Source organism: Actinokineospora iranica (assembly GCF_900101685.1).
Taxonomy (GTDB): Bacteria; Actinomycetota; Actinomycetes; order Mycobacteriales; family Pseudonocardiaceae; genus Actinokineospora; species Actinokineospora iranica.
Map to the genome: position 1 here is coordinate 67,676 of NZ_FMZZ01000003.1, position 15,264 is coordinate 82,939.

Consider the following 15,264-nt stretch of genomic DNA (forward strand, 5'->3'; position numbering starts at 1 on the left):
GTCAGCGGGCGGTTTCGAGTTCCGGGTCCTCGTCGGCGGCGCTCGCGGCCGGGACGGCCAGCGGGATGGACACGGGCTCGGCCGCGGCCTTCGCCTTCTTGCGCTTCTTGACCAGGTGGAGGACCACGCCCGCCAGGATCACCAGGCCGAGCACGACCATGCCGCCGGTCGACAACATGCTCTCGATGCGCTTGGCGGCCTCGCCGAGAGCCGCGCCGATGCCGATGTGGATGGCCGACCAGCACGCCGCGCCCGCGACAGCGGCGGGCAGGAACTTGCGGTACGGCAGGCCGGACGTGCCCGCCGCCGCCGGGGTCAGGGTGCGGACCACCGGCATGAACCGGGCGAAGAACACCGCCCACGCGCCACGCCGTTTGAGGATGTCGGTGGCCTTGTCCCAGCCCGCGGTCCCGTACTTCTGGATGAGCTTGGTGTCGCGCAGCCTCGGGCCGTACTTGCGGCCGATGCCGTAGCCGATCGAGTCGCCGATGCCCGCGCAGACGGTCACCACCGCCCACAGGATCAGGAACCGGGGCACGGTGGTCACCGTGGTGGCGGCGACCAGCAGGCCCGCTTCGCCGGGGGCGATGAAGCCCAGGCCGATGGTGCACTCGGCGAGCACGAGGCCGCCGGTGGCGGCGACCAAGGCGGGCTGCGGCAGCGCCTGCAGCCATTCGAGGACGTCGGTCAGCAAGGCCACGGTCGGATTCCCCTCCAGTATCGGCGCCTGCCGTCCGGCGCTCCCGCGAAGTCTCTCGCTTGGAGGCAGCTTGGCATAACAGGGTTCCCCCTGTGATCGGTCCGTGTTCCGATCTCAGGGTCAGCCTTTGGTCGTACGACTCACCGGGATAAGACCGTCTCGGTCAACCCCAAGACTCGCTGACGGGACGTGTCTCAGCGCTTGAGCAGGGCGGTGATCTCCTGGCTCGACTCGCCCGCCTCGGCGAGGTGGCGCAGGTTCTCCGGGACCTGCTCGCCGCGGTGCTCGACGGCCTGGGTGTAGAGGCGGCCCGCGCGGTAGGACGAGCGGACCAGGGGACCGGCCATGACGCCTGCGAAGCCGATGCGCTCGGCGGCTTCCTTGTGCGCCAGGAACTCTTCCGGCTTCACCCACCGGTCGATCGGGTGGTGGCGCAGGCTCGGGCGCAGGTACTGGGTGATGGTGATGATGTCGCAGCCCGCGGCGCGCAGGTCGCGCAGCGCGTCGGTGACCTCGTCCGGGGTCTCGCCCATGCCCAGGATCAGGTTGGACTTGGTGACCAGGCCGTAGTCCCGGGCGGCGGTGATGACCGCGAGCGAGCGCTCGTAGGTGAACGCCGGGCGGATGCGCTTGAAGATGCGCGGCACCGTCTCCAGGTTGTGCGCGAGCACCTGCGGCCGGGACCCGAACACCTCGGCGAGCTGGTCGGGGTCGGCGTTGAAGTCCGGGATGAGCAGTTCGACGCCGGTGCCCGGGTTCAGCGCGTGGATCCGGCGCACGGTCTCGGCGTAGAGCCAGGCGCCGCCGTCGGACAGGTCGTCGCGGGCGACGCCGGTGACCGTCGAGTACCGCAGCCCCATGGCCTGCACCGACTCGGCGACCCGGCGCGGCTCCTCCCGGTCGAACTCGGCGGGCTTGCCGGTGTCGATCTGGCAGAAGTCGCAGCGCCGGGTGCACTGGTCGCCGCCGATGAGGAACGTGGCCTCGCGGTCTTCCCAGCACTCGTAGATGTTGGGACAGCCCGCCTCTTCGCAGACCGTGTGCAGGCCCTCGCGGCGGACCAGGCCCTTGAGCTCGCGGAACTCGGGGCCCATCTTCGCCCGGGTCTTGATCCAGGCGGGCTTCTTCTCGATCGGCGTCTGGCTGTTGCGCACTTCCAGGCGCAGCATCTTCCGACCCTCAGGGACGACCGTCACCCGGCCAGGCTACGCCTCAGGCCGGGTCAGGAGAGACGCCGGTCAACGCGGCCGTCTGCGCCCACAGCGCCCGCGCGAGGTCGGGGTTCAGCGCAGCGCTCCGCGGTTTCGCCCGGCCCGGGGCCCCGAACACCTCGCCGGGGCCGGTCGGGCCGAAGTACTCGCCGCCGCGCACGTCCGCGGCCACCGCCGCGTAGAGCTGGGGCAGGGCGCCGCGCTCGACGGACTGGGCGATCAGCCGGTTGCCCGCCGACACCACCCTGCCCAGGGCGGCGGCGATCCGGCCGCTGCCGCGGAGCCTGGCCGAGTTGCCCGCGAGCTCGCTTTCGCTCAGCCCGGGATGGGCGGCCACGCTCACCAGGTCGAGGCCCGCCGCGGCGGCGCGCCGGTCCAGCTCCATCGCGAAGAGCAGGTTGGCGAGCTTGGACTGGGCGTAGGCGGCCATCGGGTTGTAGCGGCGGCGGTCGAAGTTGAGGTCGTCCAGATCGAGCCCGGCCCCGCGGTGGGCCATGCTGGAGACGGTGACCACCCGCGCGCCCGGCACGCCGCGCAGGGCGGGCATGAGCAGCCAGGTCAGCGCGGCGTGGCCCAAGTGGTTGGTGCCGAACTGCGCCTCGAAGCCGTCCGCGGTGGCCGCGCGCGGCGTGGCCATGATCCCGGCGTTGTTGATCAGGATGTCCAGCCGGTCGCCGGTGCGCTCGCGGACCTCGGCGGCGGCTTTGCCGACCGAGGCCACATCCGCGAGATCCAGTTCGACGAGCTCAGCCGCGCCGTCCACGGTGGCGAGCGCTTCGCGGCCCCGCTCGGGGGAGCGGCACGCCATGAACACGTGCGCGCCCTTGCTCGCCAAGACCTGCGTGGTGCGCAGCCCCAGCCCGGAGTTCGCCCCGGTGACCAGAACGGTCTTGCCGCTCTGGTCCGGGATGTCGGCTTCGGACCAGCTCATGCGGTCACCTCGCAAGCTCGGTGTCCCCGCTCGCGGGATTCGCTCCCAAGCTGACTCATCACGTCCTCCTCGAACTGGTACCAGACAGTACCCGAGGGTAGGGACGCGGCGCTGAGAACCGGCTCAGGCGCTGGCCACGAGCCTGCGCAGCAGCAGTTCGACCGGGTTGCGGCGCCGTTCGGACCGTTCCGGGGCGGAGCGCACCAGGGCGGCGAACGCGCCGCCGACGCGGGTGATCTCCGCGCGCGGCTCATCGGGCTCGCACAAGCCCGCGGCGAGCGCGAGCATCCGCTGCTCTGCCTCGATCGCGGGACGAAGGGTGTCGGCGTAGGCGTCCGCGTTGGCGTCGAGGACCCAGCGCAGGACCGGGTTCTCGACGGCGGTGGCGCGCCAGGCCTGGATGATGGCGTCGATCAGGTTGACCGACCGGTCCCGCTCCGCCTCGGCCTGGGCGAGGTTCACGCGGCCGGTGAGCTTCATCGTCCACCGGTGGTGCAGGGCTAGCAGCACTTCGTCCGGGCCGCTGAATACCTCGGCGACCTCGGGAATCTCGTCGTAGGGCAGGGTCCCCTCTGGGTTCTGGCGGGCGTGGCGCAGGACCTCGTCCAGCGCGTCGCGTCTGCGGTAGAAGTCGTTCCAGCTCATGGCTCTGGCTCCCCTTCCGTGACCTTGGTCATACCGTTGGTTTGCGGCATACCGTCGGTATGGAAAATCTACCATGGTTCCGTACCGGCGGTATGTCTTATGGTTGTGAGTGTGACGACAGCGCAGTCGAGGCGGGTGGACTACAGCGAGTCGACGAGGCAGGCCCTCGTCGACTCGGCCGTCGCGCTGTTCACCCAGCAGGGATACTCAGCCACCTCCCTCGACGCGATCGCCAAGCGAGCCCGGGTGACCAAGGGCGCGCTCTACCACCACTTCAGCGGCAAGCAGGCGCTGTTCGAGGCCGTGTTCGACGCCGTGGAGAACTCGGTCATGGGCCGCCTCGGCGAGGTCGTCACCGGCCCCGGCAGCGCCTGGGACCGGGCCATGAGCGGCGTGCAGGCCTACCTCAAGGCGTGCCTCGAACCGTCCTACCAGCGCATCGTCATCCACGAGGCCCCGGTCGTCATGGGCTGGGAGCGCTGGCGCGAGGCCGAGGAGCACTTCAGCTACGGCCTGGTCCGCGCGGCCCTGGAGGCGCTGATCGAGGCGGGCGAGATCGACGACCTGCCACTGGAGGTCACCGCCCGCGTCGTCTTCGGCGCCCTGTCCACCGGGGCGACCATCATCGCGGGCGCAGCCGACCCGAAGAAGGCAGGCGCCGAGGTCTCCGTCACCATCACCCGGGTCCTGGAGGGTATGCGCAAGCGGACCGAGGAAGAGCGGCCCGACGCGCCCGCGGCCCCGGTGCGCAGCCTGCGTCGATAACGGCGGGCCGAACTGGGACGATCTCCCCCGACACGTCGACACCGCGACATCCGCGACTTCCGCGCAGGGGGATCAGTGGCAGCTACCGAGGCCGAGGTCGTGCCCGCCCCGTCGACCGACCGCCCGGCGTCGTCGGACCCGATCACCGAGATCCTGCTCCGCGAGCGCGAGGACGCCCGACCGCACAAGGCGCTCTTCGGCGTGGGGCTCGCCGGGGTGCTGGTGTTCGGCCCGCTGGTCTGGACCGCGGCAGCCAACGGGAAGTTCGACTGGCTGATGGCCGTCTGGCTCGCCGTGGCGGTGGTCACCACGGTGCTCGTCCTGCGCGGCAGGCGCCTGGGACGCTGGCTGACCGCGGGCGCGGCGCGGATGCACGCCGAGCCATGGCGGCCGGTGACCGCCCGGGTCGTCACCGGGTCCTGGGGCACCACGACCGTGGAGATCGAGGAAGCAGGCACGTTTACCGCGCTGCGGGTAGCGGGATTGAGCAAGGCCCACCACACGGTGATCGCCCGGACCGGGAAAGTCTGGGTCGTCGGCCCGACCGAGGGCTGGGCCGTCGTCCGGATCGACGGCTCCCACGAGCCGTGGCCCGCCCGGGTGCCCGCCCGGCCCCCCGCGCCCGGCGCCGAGTTCTTCCCCGTCGACAGCGCGGCGACGACCCGCCTCTGGGCACGGAAGATGTGCGCCCGGGTGTGCGCGCCGACCTGGCCAATGTGGTGGATCACCGGCGCGACCTGCGCGTTCACCCTGACCGGAACGTCGAGCTGGGCGAAGACGGCCGTCGGCCTGGCCGCGTGGACCCTCATCTGCGGCGAATACCTCTACGCGAACCGGCGCAGGCTCATCGACCTGCGCCTGCCCCGCCTGGTCGAAGCGGGCGAGTGGACCCGCACCGAGGCGACCCTGGCGCCCTGGGAGGTCCTTCCGGAGGGCGCCGTCGCGGCCAAGGCCACAGTCCGCCTGGACGACGGAACGGCGCTGGTCGCGCTGCTTCCCAACGCCTCGGTAGACGTCCTGGGCGCGGTGTCGGACACGGGGACGCTGTGGTTCGCGGGGAAGCCGGAGGCCGGTAAGACGATGGCGGCAGGGTTTCCCGGCTATCCGCTGCTCGCGGTGGCGAGGCTCAGATAAGGGGGAACCCGGTGGCGGACACCGATGCCGAGGTGGTGCGGGCACCCGCGACCGATCGGCCTGCGTTATCGGACGCGACGACGGCGATCTTGCTCGGCTTGCGCGAGCAGGCCCGACCGGAGGCTGCGACGCTCGGTTGGTACGCCGTCCTCGCGCCCATCTATGTGGCGGGCGTGATTTTCTTCTGGGTCGACGGCACGGTTTCCATGGGCCTGATGTGGAGTTCCCTGTTTCTGGTCATCCTCGCGCTCCCGGCTTCGATCATCACCTGGCGTGCCAGTCGGTGGATTCCGTCGGCTTACGCGCAGTTGGGTTGGTCGCCGTGGCGAACGGTGACGGCGCGGGTGGTCCGGGCTCGTGCCGGGTTGGCGACGGTGGAGGTCGAGGAAAACGGGACGTTCACCGCCTTCGAGGTGCGGGGACTGCGGGCGGCTCACCGGTCGGTCATCGCTCGGACTGGGGCGCTGTGGCTGGTGGGTCCCGCCGCTGACGGGTGGGCGTTCGCGCGTGTCGACGGCTCCCACGAGGCGTTTCCGGCGCGGGTTCGGCGCAAGCCGTTGCCGCCAGGGGCGGTGTCCGAGCCAGTCGCTCCGGCGGAAACCTCTCGCAGGCAGGCGCGGTGGCTGCGGTCGCGGGTGTGGCGCTCCCAGTGGCTGTTCCTGGCGGCGCCGCTGTATTCCGCCTTGTACGCCCTGGGTGAACCGCCGTTTCGATGGCAGAAGCTAGCTGTCCACTTGGGCGTGGTTCTGCTCTTCGTGGCCTGGTTTCCGCTGTCGACGCGCTACCGCTTCGGCGATCTTCGGCTGCCCAACCTGGTCGAGGCCGGTGAGTGGACCCGCGCGCAGGCGTGGGCCGCGCCGTGGGAAGCCCGACTGGAGGGGACAGCGGAGGCCACGGTCACCGTCCGGCTGGATGACGGGACCACGCTGACCGCGAGCCTGCCCAACGCTTCGGTGGACCTGCTGGGCACGGTCTGGGACACCGGCACGCTGTGGTTCGCGGGGAAGCCGGAGGCGGGTAAGACGATGGCGGCAGGGTTTCCCGGTTACCCGCTGCTTGCGGTGGCCAGGCTCAGGTAAGGGGGAACCCGGTGACGGACACCGATGCCGAGGTGGTGCGGGCACCCGCGACCGACCGTCCGGCGTTATCGGACGCGACGACGGCCGTTCTGCTCCGGTTGCGGGACAGCACCCGGCCGAAGATCGCCGCGATCGTGTTGTTGGTCTTTTCCGCGCTGTTCGTCACGCTCAGCTCCGTCGTGGCCCGGCTGCTCAGCGGCGGGGGCGCCATATCGGCCTTCGGTGCGCTCCTGTCCTTGGCAGGCGCGGCTCTGTCCTGGACTGGTGTGATGATTCTGGTCCGCCTCCGGTTCGCCAGTCGATGGATTCCGTCGGCTCACGCGCAGTTGGGTTCGTCGCCGTGGCGGCCGGTGACGGCGCGGGTGGTTCGGACTCGTGCGGAGATGGTCACAGTCGAGGTTGAGGAGAACGGGGCGTTTACGGCTCTGGAGGTGCGGGGGCTTCGGGCGGCTCACCGGTCGGTCATCGGGCGGACCGGGGAGGTTTGGCTGGTCGGTCCGGCCGCTGACGGGTGGGCGGTGGTGCGGATCGATGGGTCGCATGAGCCGTTTCCGGCGCGGGTTCGGCGCAAGCCGGTGCCGCCGGGGGCGGTGTCCGATCCGATCGACCCGGCCGAGACCAGCCGCCGGTGGGTGCGGTGGCTGCGGTCCCAGGCGAGGCGGTCGCTGGGCCTGTCTCGGCGACGGCGCGGTGATCTTCGGCTGCCCGAGTTGGTCGAGGCAGGGGAGTGGACTCGGGCGCGGGCGTGGGCCGCGCCGTGGATCGCTCGCCTGGACGGGACGGCGGAGGCGACCGTGACGGTTCAGCTGGATGACGGGGCGACCTTGACCGCGAGTCTGCCCAACGCCTCAGTGGATCTGCTGGGGACGGTGTGGGAAACCGGCACGCTGTGGTTCGCGGGGAGGCCGGAGGCGGGTAAGACGATGGCGGCAGGGTTTCCCGGTTACCCGCTGCTTGCGGTGGCCAGGCTCACCTGAGCGCGAAGGTCACACCGGGGCTGCTGGGCTCGGCCTTGGGCAGCCAGTGGTCGGACACCGGCAGCGTGCCCTCCAGCGCCGCCAGCACCGCTTCCCGCGCCAGCGGCAGCACCTCCGCCACCGGCACCGGCCGACCCAGTTCCGCGGTCAGCGACGTCACCCCGGCGTCGCGGATGCCGCAGGGCACGATGCGGTCGAACGCGCTCAGGTCGGCGTCGCAGTTGATCTCGAAGCCGTGCATGGTGACGCCGCGCTGGACGCGGATGCCGATGGCGGCGATCTTGCGTTCCGGGCGGTCGCCCGCGCAGGCGAGCCAGACGCCGCTGCGGCCCTCGACGCGGCCGGTGCGCAGGCCAAGACGGGCGCACACGGCGATCAGGGCCTCTTCGACGCGGCGCACGTAGGCGACCACGTCGATCGGGTCGGACAGCTTGACGATCGGGTACCCGACCAGTTGGCCGGGGCCGTGCCAGGTGATCTTGCCGCCGCGGTCGACATCGATCACCGGGGTGCCGTCGTCGGGGCGCTCGTCTGGCTGGGTGCGCTTGCCCGCGGTGTAGACCGACGGGTGCTCCAGCAGCAGCAGGGTGTCGCCGCCGGTGTCCTCGGCGCGGGCCTCGGCGAGTTCGCGCTGCAGGTCCCAGGCCGCCTGGTAGTCGATCGTGCCGACCTCGCGCACCACCACCGGTCGGGTGTCGGCGCGACAGGACTTGTCCCTTGTGCTCACGGACGCGACCCTACGCCGTGGGCCCGCGGGCGGGCAGCAGCCGCAGCGCCGCCGCCGTCATCAGGCCGAGGCCGACCACGCCCAGGGTGGCGCCCACCACGTCGGTGAGCCAGTGGACGTCCAGCAGCACCCGGCACAGCGCCGCCAGGAACACCGCCACCGCGGACAGCGCGACGACCAGGCGCAGCCGTTCCCTGGCCAGCCACGCGCACAGCACGGCCGCGGTGAACCCCACCGAGGCCACCGACACCACGTGTCCACTCGGGAAGCTGAAATCCGGGTACACCCTCGGCCGGGTCCGCTCGAACAGCGGCTTGGCGAACGACACCGTCCGGCACACCGCCAGCAGCAGCGTCGCGCGCAGCAGCAGCCCGGTCAGCTCCGGTCTGCCCCGCCGCCGCACCACGACGGCGGCCACCAGCAGGCCCAGCGCGGCGACCACGGGCAGCACCGGGCCGAGCACCGCGCTCCCCACGGACGCCACGTCCCCCGCGGTGTCCTGCCACCCGTTGCCCAGCGACTCCGCGACGAACCGGTCCACTCCCGACGGGGGACCGGAGACAGTGAGGCCCAGGACGAGGAACGCGACCAGCAGGAACGCGCCGAAGCTGACGATCCGGCTCATGCGGCCACCGCACAAGACCGGTGGCCCAGCGCGCCTGATTGCTCGCTCGCAAGCTCGCTCACCGGCCCTCGATCGCGTCCAAGGCGTCCTCGACGGTGTCGAACCGGAAGCCGAACCCGTTGTCCCGCAGCACCTTCGGCACCACATGCTGGCTGCGCAGGATCTCGCCAGCGAGCTCGCCCAACGCCACCTGCAGCGCGATCTTCGGCACGGTGAGCACGGCGGGCCTGCGCTTGGCGCGGCTCAGCGCGCGGGTGAACTCGGCGTTGGTGGCCGGGATCGGCCCGGTGAGGTTCACCGGCCCGGCGATGTCGTCGCGCAGCAGGAAAGACAGCGCCGCCACCTCGTCATCGATGTGGATCCACGGCATGTACTGGCCGCCGTCGCCGAGTTTTCCGCCCAGGGCCAAGGAGAACAGCGGCCGCAGCGGGCCGAGCAGCCCGCCGCTGGGGGCCAGCACCTGCGCGGTGCGGGCCAGCACGACCCGCGCGCCCGCCGCGCCAGCGGCCTCGGTCGCGGCCTCCCAGCGCACGCACAGGTCGGCGAGGAAACCACGGCCCGCCTGCTCGGTCTCGTCCACCGGAGCCGGGCCGGTCGTCCCGTAGTACCCCACCGCGGAACCGTTGACCAGCACCGGGACGCCGTGCTGGGCGACCGCGCCCGCCAGCACCTCGGTCGGCACGATGCGGCTGTCCAGGAGCACCTGCTTGCGCGCCTGGCTCCACCGCTTCCTGGCCACCCCCGCGCCACACAGGTTGACCACCGCGTCCACCCCGTCGAAGGCGCCGTCGGCGACCACGCCCGCGGGCGGGTCCCAGAAGCGCTCGTCGGGAGCCGCGGGCGCCGTGCGCACCAGCCGCAGCACCTCGTCGCCGTCCTGCCGGAGTTTGGCCACGAGGGCGGTCCCGATAAGGCCGGTGGAGCCGGCGACGACTACGCGCATACGCTGATCGTCTCGAACATCCGGTTGAGTCGCACGCTCGGGTGATCGTTGTGACTGACCCGGAATGGCGAGTGGGCCGCCCACCGGGACGGCCCACTCGACACGCTTTCGGACTACAGCCCGAGGTCGCCCTCGAACGCGCCTTCCTCCAGGCGGTGCTTCACCGTCTGCAGGAAGCGGCCCGCGTCAGCGCCGTCGACCAGGCGGTGGTCGTAGGTCAGCGCGAGGTACACCATCGAGCGGATCGCGATGGTGTCGTCGCCGTTGTCATCGGTGATCACCACCGGCCGCTTCACGACCAGCCCGACGCCCAGGATGCCGACCTGCGGCAGCTGGATGATCGGGGTGTCGAACAGCGCGCCCTGGCTGCCCAGGTTGGTCAGGTTGAAGGTCGCGCCGAACAGCTCGTCCGGGGTGACCTTGTTGGCGCGCGTGCGGTCGGCCAGGTCGGCGATCTTGTGCGCGAAGCCGCTGATGCTCAGGTCGCCCGCGTCGCGGATGGCCGGGGTGAGCAGGCCGCGCTCGGTGTCCACCGCGATGCCCAGGTGCTCGGCGCCGTGGTAGGTCACCTCCTTGGTCTCGTCGTTGATAGACGCGTTCAGCTTCGGGTGCTGCTTGAGCGCCTCGACGGTGGCCTTGGCGAAGAACGGCAGGAACGTGAGCTTCACGCCCTCGCGCTGCTCGAAGGCCGCCTTCGACTTGGCCCGCAGCTTGGCGATCCTGGTCACGTCGACCTCGATCACCTGGGTGAGCTGCGCGGCGGTCTGCAGCGACTCGACCATGCGGCGGGACACCGTCTGCCGCAGGCGGGTCATCTTCTCGGTGGTGCCGCGCAGCGAGGTGTCCGACGACGCGGCCGGGCTCGGCGCGGGCGCTGCCTTCGCGGCAGGCGCCGCGGCCGCGGGCGCTGGGGCCTTGGCGGCTTCCGCCGCGGCCAGGACGTCCTGCTTGCGGATGCGGCCGCCGACCCCGGTGCCGGTCAGCGACGACAGGTCGACGCCGTGCTCGGTGGCGAGCTTGCGCACCAGCGGGGTCACATACGGCGCGCCCGCGCCGTTGCTCTCCGCCCGGGGAGCCGCCTGCGGCGCGGCCTGCTGAGGAGCCTTGGGGGCTTCCGCCTTGGGCGTCTCGGCCTTGGGGGCTTCCGTCTGCGGAGCCTCCTGCCGCGGAGCCGCCTTGGGCTCTTCGTGCTTGGGCTCTTCCTGCTGGGGAGCTTCCGGCTGCGGGGCCTCGTGCTTGGGCGCGGGGGCCTGCGCGGGCGCGCTGCCCGCAGCGCCGACGACGGCGAGCTTGCCGCCGACCTCGACGGTCGCGTCCTCGGCCGCGCTGATCTCCAGCAGCGTGCCAGCCACCGGCGAGGGGATCTCGGTGTCGACCTTGTCGGTGGACACCTCCAGCAGCGGCTCGTCCACCTCGACGGTGTCGCCGACCTGCTTGAGCCAGCGGGTCACGGTGCCCTCGGTCACGCTCTCGCCGAGCGCGGGCATGGTCACCGGGGTGCCCTTGGCGCTGCCGCCGGACGGGGCGTCCTCGGACGGGGCCGGGCCTGCGGCGGACTGCTCGTCCTGCGGGCCAGGCGTGGACTCGGGCTGGGCTTCGTTGTCGGCCCGCGGTTCGGGGGCATGGGACTCCGCCGCCTGCGCGCCTGCACCCCCGGAACCGTCACCGATCACCGCGAGCTCGGCGCCCACCGCGACGGTCTCGTCTTCCTGCGCGACGATCTTCTGCAGGACACCCGCCGCGGGCGAGGGGATCTCGGTGTCGACCTTGTCGGTGGACACCTCCAGCAATGGCTCGTCTACCTCGACGGTGTCGCCCTCTTGCTTGAGCCACCGGGTGACTGTGCCTTCGGTGACGCTCTCACCGAGCGCCGGCATCTCAACGGAGAACGCCATGGTTCGTGGACTCCTCGTGCTTGCTTGCATGGCTGACGGTTCGGTTGGGGCTGAGCCGTCCGGCGGTCAGCCGTGCACGTGCAGGGGCTTGCCCGCGAGGGCGAGGAAAGCCTCGCCCAGGGCCTCGGTCTGGGTGGGGTGGGCGTGGATGAGCGGCGCGACGTCGTCCGGGTAGGCCTCCCAGCTGTAGATCAGCTGCGCCTCGCCGATGAGCTCGCCCACGCGCTCGCCGACCAGGGTGATGCCGACGACCGGGCCGTCGGGGGCCTTCACCAGCTTCACGCCGCCGCTGGTCTTGAGGATCTGGCTCTTGCCGTTGCCCGACAGCGCGTAGACCAGGGTCTCGGCGGAGCCGTACTTCTCCTTGGCCTGCGCCTCGGAAAGGCCGACGGAGGCGACCTCGGGCTTGCAGTAGGTGACCTTCGGGATACCCGCCTCGTCGATGACCTTCGGGTCGAGCCCGGCGATGTCCTCGGCGATGAAGATGCCCTGCTGGAAGCCGCGGTGCGCCAGTTGCAGGCCGGGGACCAAGTCGCCGACGGCGTAGACGCCGGGCAGGTTCGTGCGCAGCCGCTCGTCGGTCAGGACGAAGCCGCGGTCCATCGAGAGCCCGGCCTCCTCGTAGCCGTGGCCCGCGCTGTTGGGGCCGCGGCCGACGGCGACGAGCAGCAGGTCGGCGTCGAAGGCCTCACCGGACTCCAGGGAGACGGTGACCGCGGACTCGGTCTGGGTGGCTCCGGTGAAGCGGACGCCGGTCTTGAACTTGATGCCGCGCTTGCGGAACGCGCGCTCAAGCTGCTTGGAGGCCCACTCGTCCTCCAGCGGCACCAGCCGGGGCAGGGCTTCCACGATCGTGACGTCCGCGCCGAACGAGCGCCACACGCTGGCGAACTCGACGCCGATGACGCCGCCGCCGAGCACGACGACCTTCTCCGGCACGTAGTCCAGGTTCAGCGCCTGGTCGCTGGTGATGATCCGGCCGCCGATCTCCAGGCCGGGCAGCGTGCGCGCGTAGGAGCCGGTGGCCAGCACCACGTTCTTGCCGGTGTAGCGGGTCCCGTCGACCTCGACGGAGTTCGGGCCGACGAACGTGCCCGCGCCCTCGACGACGGTGACCTTGTTGGCCTTGAACAGGCCCTGCAGCCCCTTGTAGAGGTTGCCGACGATGCCGTCCTTGTAGGAGTTCACCCCGTTCATGTCGATGCCCTCCAGCGAGGACTTCACCCCGAACTGGTCGCCCTCACGGACGTTGTCGGCCACCTCGGCGGCGTGCAGCAGCGCCTTGGTCGGGATGCAGCCTCGGTGCAGGCAGGTGCCACCGACCTTGTCCTTCTCGACCAGGATGACGGAAAGTCCTAGCTCGGCCGCGCGGAAGGCGCAGGCGTACCCACCGGACCCGCCACCCAAGATCACAAGGTCAGCGGAGGTGTCAGTCACGGGATCTCCTCGACGAGCGACAGCATGGTGACGAACGACAGCGTTTGCGGGCGGTGAGCAAGGACGCGAGCCCACGGCTCCCACCACACGACATCTTGTCACTACGTGAGGCACGCTTGCGAGGTGGCTGGTGTGTCCTGGTGCTCTGATCGGGTTACCCGCGAGTACCTCGATCGAGGTCGGAGGACACTGGAGCCGACAGGGGGCCCGTTGAGGTCGCGGACCGTTATCGGAGGTGGGCGGACGTGGGTGTTTTCGACTCGCTGCGCAGGAAGCGCAAGCAGCCTGGCGTGCTTCGCGGCGCGAGCAAGCAGGACACGGCACACCTGGACGAGTGGGCCGGCTCCAGACACGGTGTCGAGGCCTACGTCGAGCCACGCACGAACGTGACGGACACGACCATCGTCCTGGTAGCCCATGACGGCGAGTGGACCCGCCGCCGCATCGCCGACCACGACGCGGCGTTGGAGTTCGGCAAGAAGCGCTCGATCCCGGTCTACGAGGTCGCCCGCGTGGGCTACCCGAAGCGGATGCGCGAGTACATGGCCCGGCAGAAGCGCGAAGGCCAGGGCTGAGCGCGCCGCGCGGCGGCCTCCCCGCCGGGAGGCCGCCGCGTCGTCTCAGCCGTTGGCGGCGATGTCTGCCAGGAGCGCGGCGACGGTCCGCACCGGCAGGCCGGTGCCGCCCTTGCCGGTGTAGCCCCAGGGCGCGCCGGTGTTGAACGAGGGCCCGGCGATGTCCAGATGCGCCCACGGCACGCCCTCGGCGACGAACTCGCGCAGGAACAGGCCCGCGGCGAGCATCCCGCCCCAGCGGTGCCCGGTGACGTTGGAGAGATCCGCCAGCCGGGAGTCGAGATCGGCCCGCAACTCCTCCGGCAGCGGCATCGCCCAGCCGCCCTCGCCGGTGGCCTGGGCGATCCCCGCGACCCGGTCGCGGAACTCGTCGGACCCCATGATCCCCGAGGTGCGGTTGCCCAGGGCGACGACCTGCGCCCCGGTCAGCGTCGAGATCTCCACCAGGTAGTCCGGCGCGTCCTCGCAGGCCCGCACGATGGCGTCGGCCAGGATCAGCCGCCCCTCGGCGTCGGTGTTGAGGACCTCGACGGTCTTGCCGCCGTACATCGTCAGCACGTCGCCGGGGCGGTAGGCGGCTCCGGAGGGCATGTTCTCCGCCATCGGGACTGTGGCGATGATCTCCAGCGGGTACTTGAGCTTCGCGGCCAGCACGACGCTGGCGACCACGGCAGCCGCGCCGCTCATGTCGGAGGTCATCTGCTCCATGTTCGCCGCTGGCTTGATGGAGATGCCGCCGGTGTCGAAGGTGATGCCCTTGCCGACGAGCGCGATCTTCTTGCGCGCCTTGGGGCCCTGGTAGGACATGCGGACCAGGCGGGGCTGGCGGACGGAGCCGCCGCCGACGCCGAGGACGCCGCCGAAGCCCGCCTTGCGCAGGGCCTTCTCGTCAAGCACCTCCACCTCGACGCCGACGGCCTTGGCCAGCGCGGCGGCCTTCTCGGCGAACGAGGCCGGGTACAGGTCGTTGGGCGGGGTGTTGACGAAGTCGCGGGCGGTCGTGACGGCCTCGGCGATCGCGGTGGCCGCCTTGATGGTCGCGCGGTGCTCCTTGCCGGTGCCCTCATCGGGCGCGGCGAGGTCCACTTTGGCCAGTTCCGGCGCGGGCGCGTCGGACTTGTAGCCGGTGAAGGAATACGCGCCGAGCAGCGTCCCCTCGACCGCGGCCTGCAAGTCCACACTGGACAGCGTGGTCGCGGCGTGCTTGGTCTTCCCCAGCGCCCGTGCCGCCGCGCCGGACGCGCGGCGCACCTGCTCCGCGGTGACGCCGTCGTCGGCCTTGCCCAGTCCCGCGGCGACGACCACGGCCGCCTTCAGCGCGCCGAGCGTGGGCAGCTTGACGATCTCGTCGGCCTTGCCGGTCGCGCCGAGCGCGCCCAGCACCTCGACAAGCTTGCCCCCGAAGGCCGCGTCCACCTGCTCGCCGCCGGGCGCCAGCGCGAGACCCGCGCCAGTGTGGACGGTGCCGATCACGATGGCGTCGACGGATGCCTCGGCTACCGGCGTGGTGGCCAGAGCCAGCTTGGGGGCGGTCACAGATGTGCTCCTCGGTAATTCGCTCGGATGACCCGACCGGGGGTCCTCGTGGGCCCCTGGGACCTGGTCAGGGCGGGTCTCACG

Annotated in this window: 15 protein-coding genes; 5 read left to right on the forward strand and 10 right to left on the reverse strand. The window is 71.4% G+C overall.

The window, feature by feature from the left end:
* Window position 1 precedes the first annotated feature (1 nt).
* From BLS56_RS08195 to BLS56_RS08210, 4 genes are all read right to left on the reverse strand, one after another.
* On the reverse strand, window positions 2–700 hold the full coding sequence (locus tag BLS56_RS08195; protein ID WP_091449370.1) for a DedA family protein: 699 nt from the start codon (window positions 698–700) through the stop codon (window positions 2–4).
* A 194-nt stretch (window positions 701–894) separates the two neighbouring features.
* The gene (gene lipA / locus BLS56_RS08200; RefSeq protein ID WP_091449371.1) at window positions 895–1,896 is read right to left on the reverse strand and encodes a lipoyl synthase; all 1,002 of its coding nucleotides are present in this window, start codon (window positions 1,894–1,896) and stop codon (window positions 895–897) included.
* Between the two features lie 16 nt (window positions 1,897–1,912).
* Window positions 1,913–2,842, reverse strand: coding sequence for an oxidoreductase (locus tag BLS56_RS08205; RefSeq protein WP_091449372.1), 930 nt, complete (start codon window positions 2,840–2,842; stop codon window positions 1,913–1,915).
* A 123-nt stretch (window positions 2,843–2,965) separates the two neighbouring features.
* A complete protein-coding gene (locus BLS56_RS08210) occupies window positions 2,966–3,487 on the reverse strand; it encodes a hypothetical protein (protein WP_091449373.1) in 522 nt (173 codons plus the stop codon).
* 99 nt (window positions 3,488–3,586) lie between these two features.
* Here BLS56_RS08210 and BLS56_RS08215 point away from each other — a divergent pair, with 99 nt between their 5' ends.
* From BLS56_RS08215 to BLS56_RS08230, 4 genes are all read left to right on the forward strand, one after another.
* Window positions 3,587–4,252, forward strand: coding sequence for a TetR/AcrR family transcriptional regulator (locus BLS56_RS08215; protein ID WP_091449374.1), 666 nt, complete (start codon window positions 3,587–3,589; stop codon window positions 4,250–4,252).
* Between the two features lie 75 nt (window positions 4,253–4,327).
* Complete coding sequence (locus tag BLS56_RS08220; protein WP_091449375.1) at window positions 4,328–5,386, forward strand: hypothetical protein; 1,059 nt, start codon at window positions 4,328–4,330, stop codon at window positions 5,384–5,386.
* Window positions 5,387–5,397: 11 nt separating this feature from the next.
* Window positions 5,398–6,465, forward strand: a complete 1,068-nt coding sequence (locus BLS56_RS08225) for a hypothetical protein (protein ID WP_091449376.1) — start codon at window positions 5,398–5,400, stop codon at window positions 6,463–6,465.
* 11 nt (window positions 6,466–6,476) lie between these two features.
* The gene (locus tag BLS56_RS08230; RefSeq protein WP_091449377.1) at window positions 6,477–7,442 is read left to right on the forward strand and encodes a hypothetical protein; all 966 of its coding nucleotides are present in this window, start codon (window positions 6,477–6,479) and stop codon (window positions 7,440–7,442) included.
* On the opposite strand, the gene lipB is transcribed toward BLS56_RS08230, so the two are convergent.
* The 5 genes from lipB to lpdA all read right to left on the reverse strand — a co-directional run bounded on the left by lipB (window position 7,435) and on the right by lpdA (window position 13,069).
* Window positions 7,435–8,169, reverse strand: coding sequence for a lipoyl(octanoyl) transferase LipB (gene lipB, locus BLS56_RS08235; RefSeq protein ID WP_091449378.1), 735 nt, complete (start codon window positions 8,167–8,169; stop codon window positions 7,435–7,437). The two genes, BLS56_RS08230 and lipB, sit on opposite strands and share 8 nt — an antisense overlap.
* 10 nt (window positions 8,170–8,179) lie before the next feature.
* Window positions 8,180–8,794, reverse strand: coding sequence for a phosphatase PAP2 family protein (locus tag BLS56_RS08240; protein WP_091449379.1), 615 nt, complete (start codon window positions 8,792–8,794; stop codon window positions 8,180–8,182).
* A gap of 58 nt (window positions 8,795–8,852) precedes the next feature.
* Complete coding sequence (locus BLS56_RS08245; RefSeq protein WP_091449380.1) at window positions 8,853–9,737, reverse strand: TIGR01777 family oxidoreductase; 885 nt, start codon at window positions 9,735–9,737, stop codon at window positions 8,853–8,855.
* A 113-nt stretch (window positions 9,738–9,850) separates the two neighbouring features.
* Window positions 9,851–11,632 carry a 2-oxoglutarate dehydrogenase, E2 component, dihydrolipoamide succinyltransferase gene (gene sucB / locus BLS56_RS08250; RefSeq protein WP_091449381.1) on the reverse strand — a complete coding sequence of 594 codons (1,782 nt, stop codon included), beginning with the start codon at window positions 11,630–11,632 and terminating at the stop codon, window positions 9,851–9,853.
* A 66-nt stretch (window positions 11,633–11,698) separates the two neighbouring features.
* Window positions 11,699–13,069, reverse strand: a complete 1,371-nt coding sequence (lpdA, locus tag BLS56_RS08255; protein WP_091449382.1) for a dihydrolipoyl dehydrogenase — start codon at window positions 13,067–13,069, stop codon at window positions 11,699–11,701.
* A 245-nt stretch (window positions 13,070–13,314) separates the two neighbouring features.
* Here lpdA and BLS56_RS08260 point away from each other — a divergent pair, with 245 nt between their 5' ends.
* Window positions 13,315–13,644 (forward strand): oxidoreductase, encoded by a 330-nt coding sequence (locus tag BLS56_RS08260; RefSeq protein WP_091449383.1) that lies wholly within the window; start codon window positions 13,315–13,317, stop codon window positions 13,642–13,644.
* Window positions 13,645–13,689: 45 nt separating this feature from the next.
* Here BLS56_RS08260 and BLS56_RS08265 read toward each other — a convergent pair whose 3' ends face one another.
* A complete protein-coding gene (locus BLS56_RS08265) occupies window positions 13,690–15,180 on the reverse strand; it encodes a leucyl aminopeptidase (RefSeq protein WP_091449384.1) in 1,491 nt (496 codons plus the stop codon).
* Window positions 15,181–15,264: the final 84 nt, after the last annotated feature.

Coding starts and splice junctions, on each gene's coding strand:
- BLS56_RS08205 (WP_091449372.1), bottom strand. CDS start 2,842: ATGAGCTGGTCCGAAGCCGACATCCCGGACCAGAGCGGCAAGACCGTT.
- BLS56_RS08210 (WP_091449373.1), bottom strand. CDS start 3,487: ATGAGCTGGAACGACTTCTACCGCAGACGCGACGCGCTGGACGAGGTC.
- BLS56_RS08215 (WP_091449374.1), top strand. CDS start 3,587: ATGGTTGTGAGTGTGACGACAGCGCAGTCGAGGCGGGTGGACTACAGC.
- BLS56_RS08240 (WP_091449379.1), bottom strand. CDS start 8,794: ATGAGCCGGATCGTCAGCTTCGGCGCGTTCCTGCTGGTCGCGTTCCTC.
- BLS56_RS08245 (WP_091449380.1), bottom strand. CDS start 9,737: ATGCGCGTAGTCGTCGCCGGCTCCACCGGCCTTATCGGGACCGCCCTC.
- sucB (WP_091449381.1), bottom strand. CDS start 11,632: ATGGCGTTCTCCGTTGAGATGCCGGCGCTCGGTGAGAGCGTCACCGAA.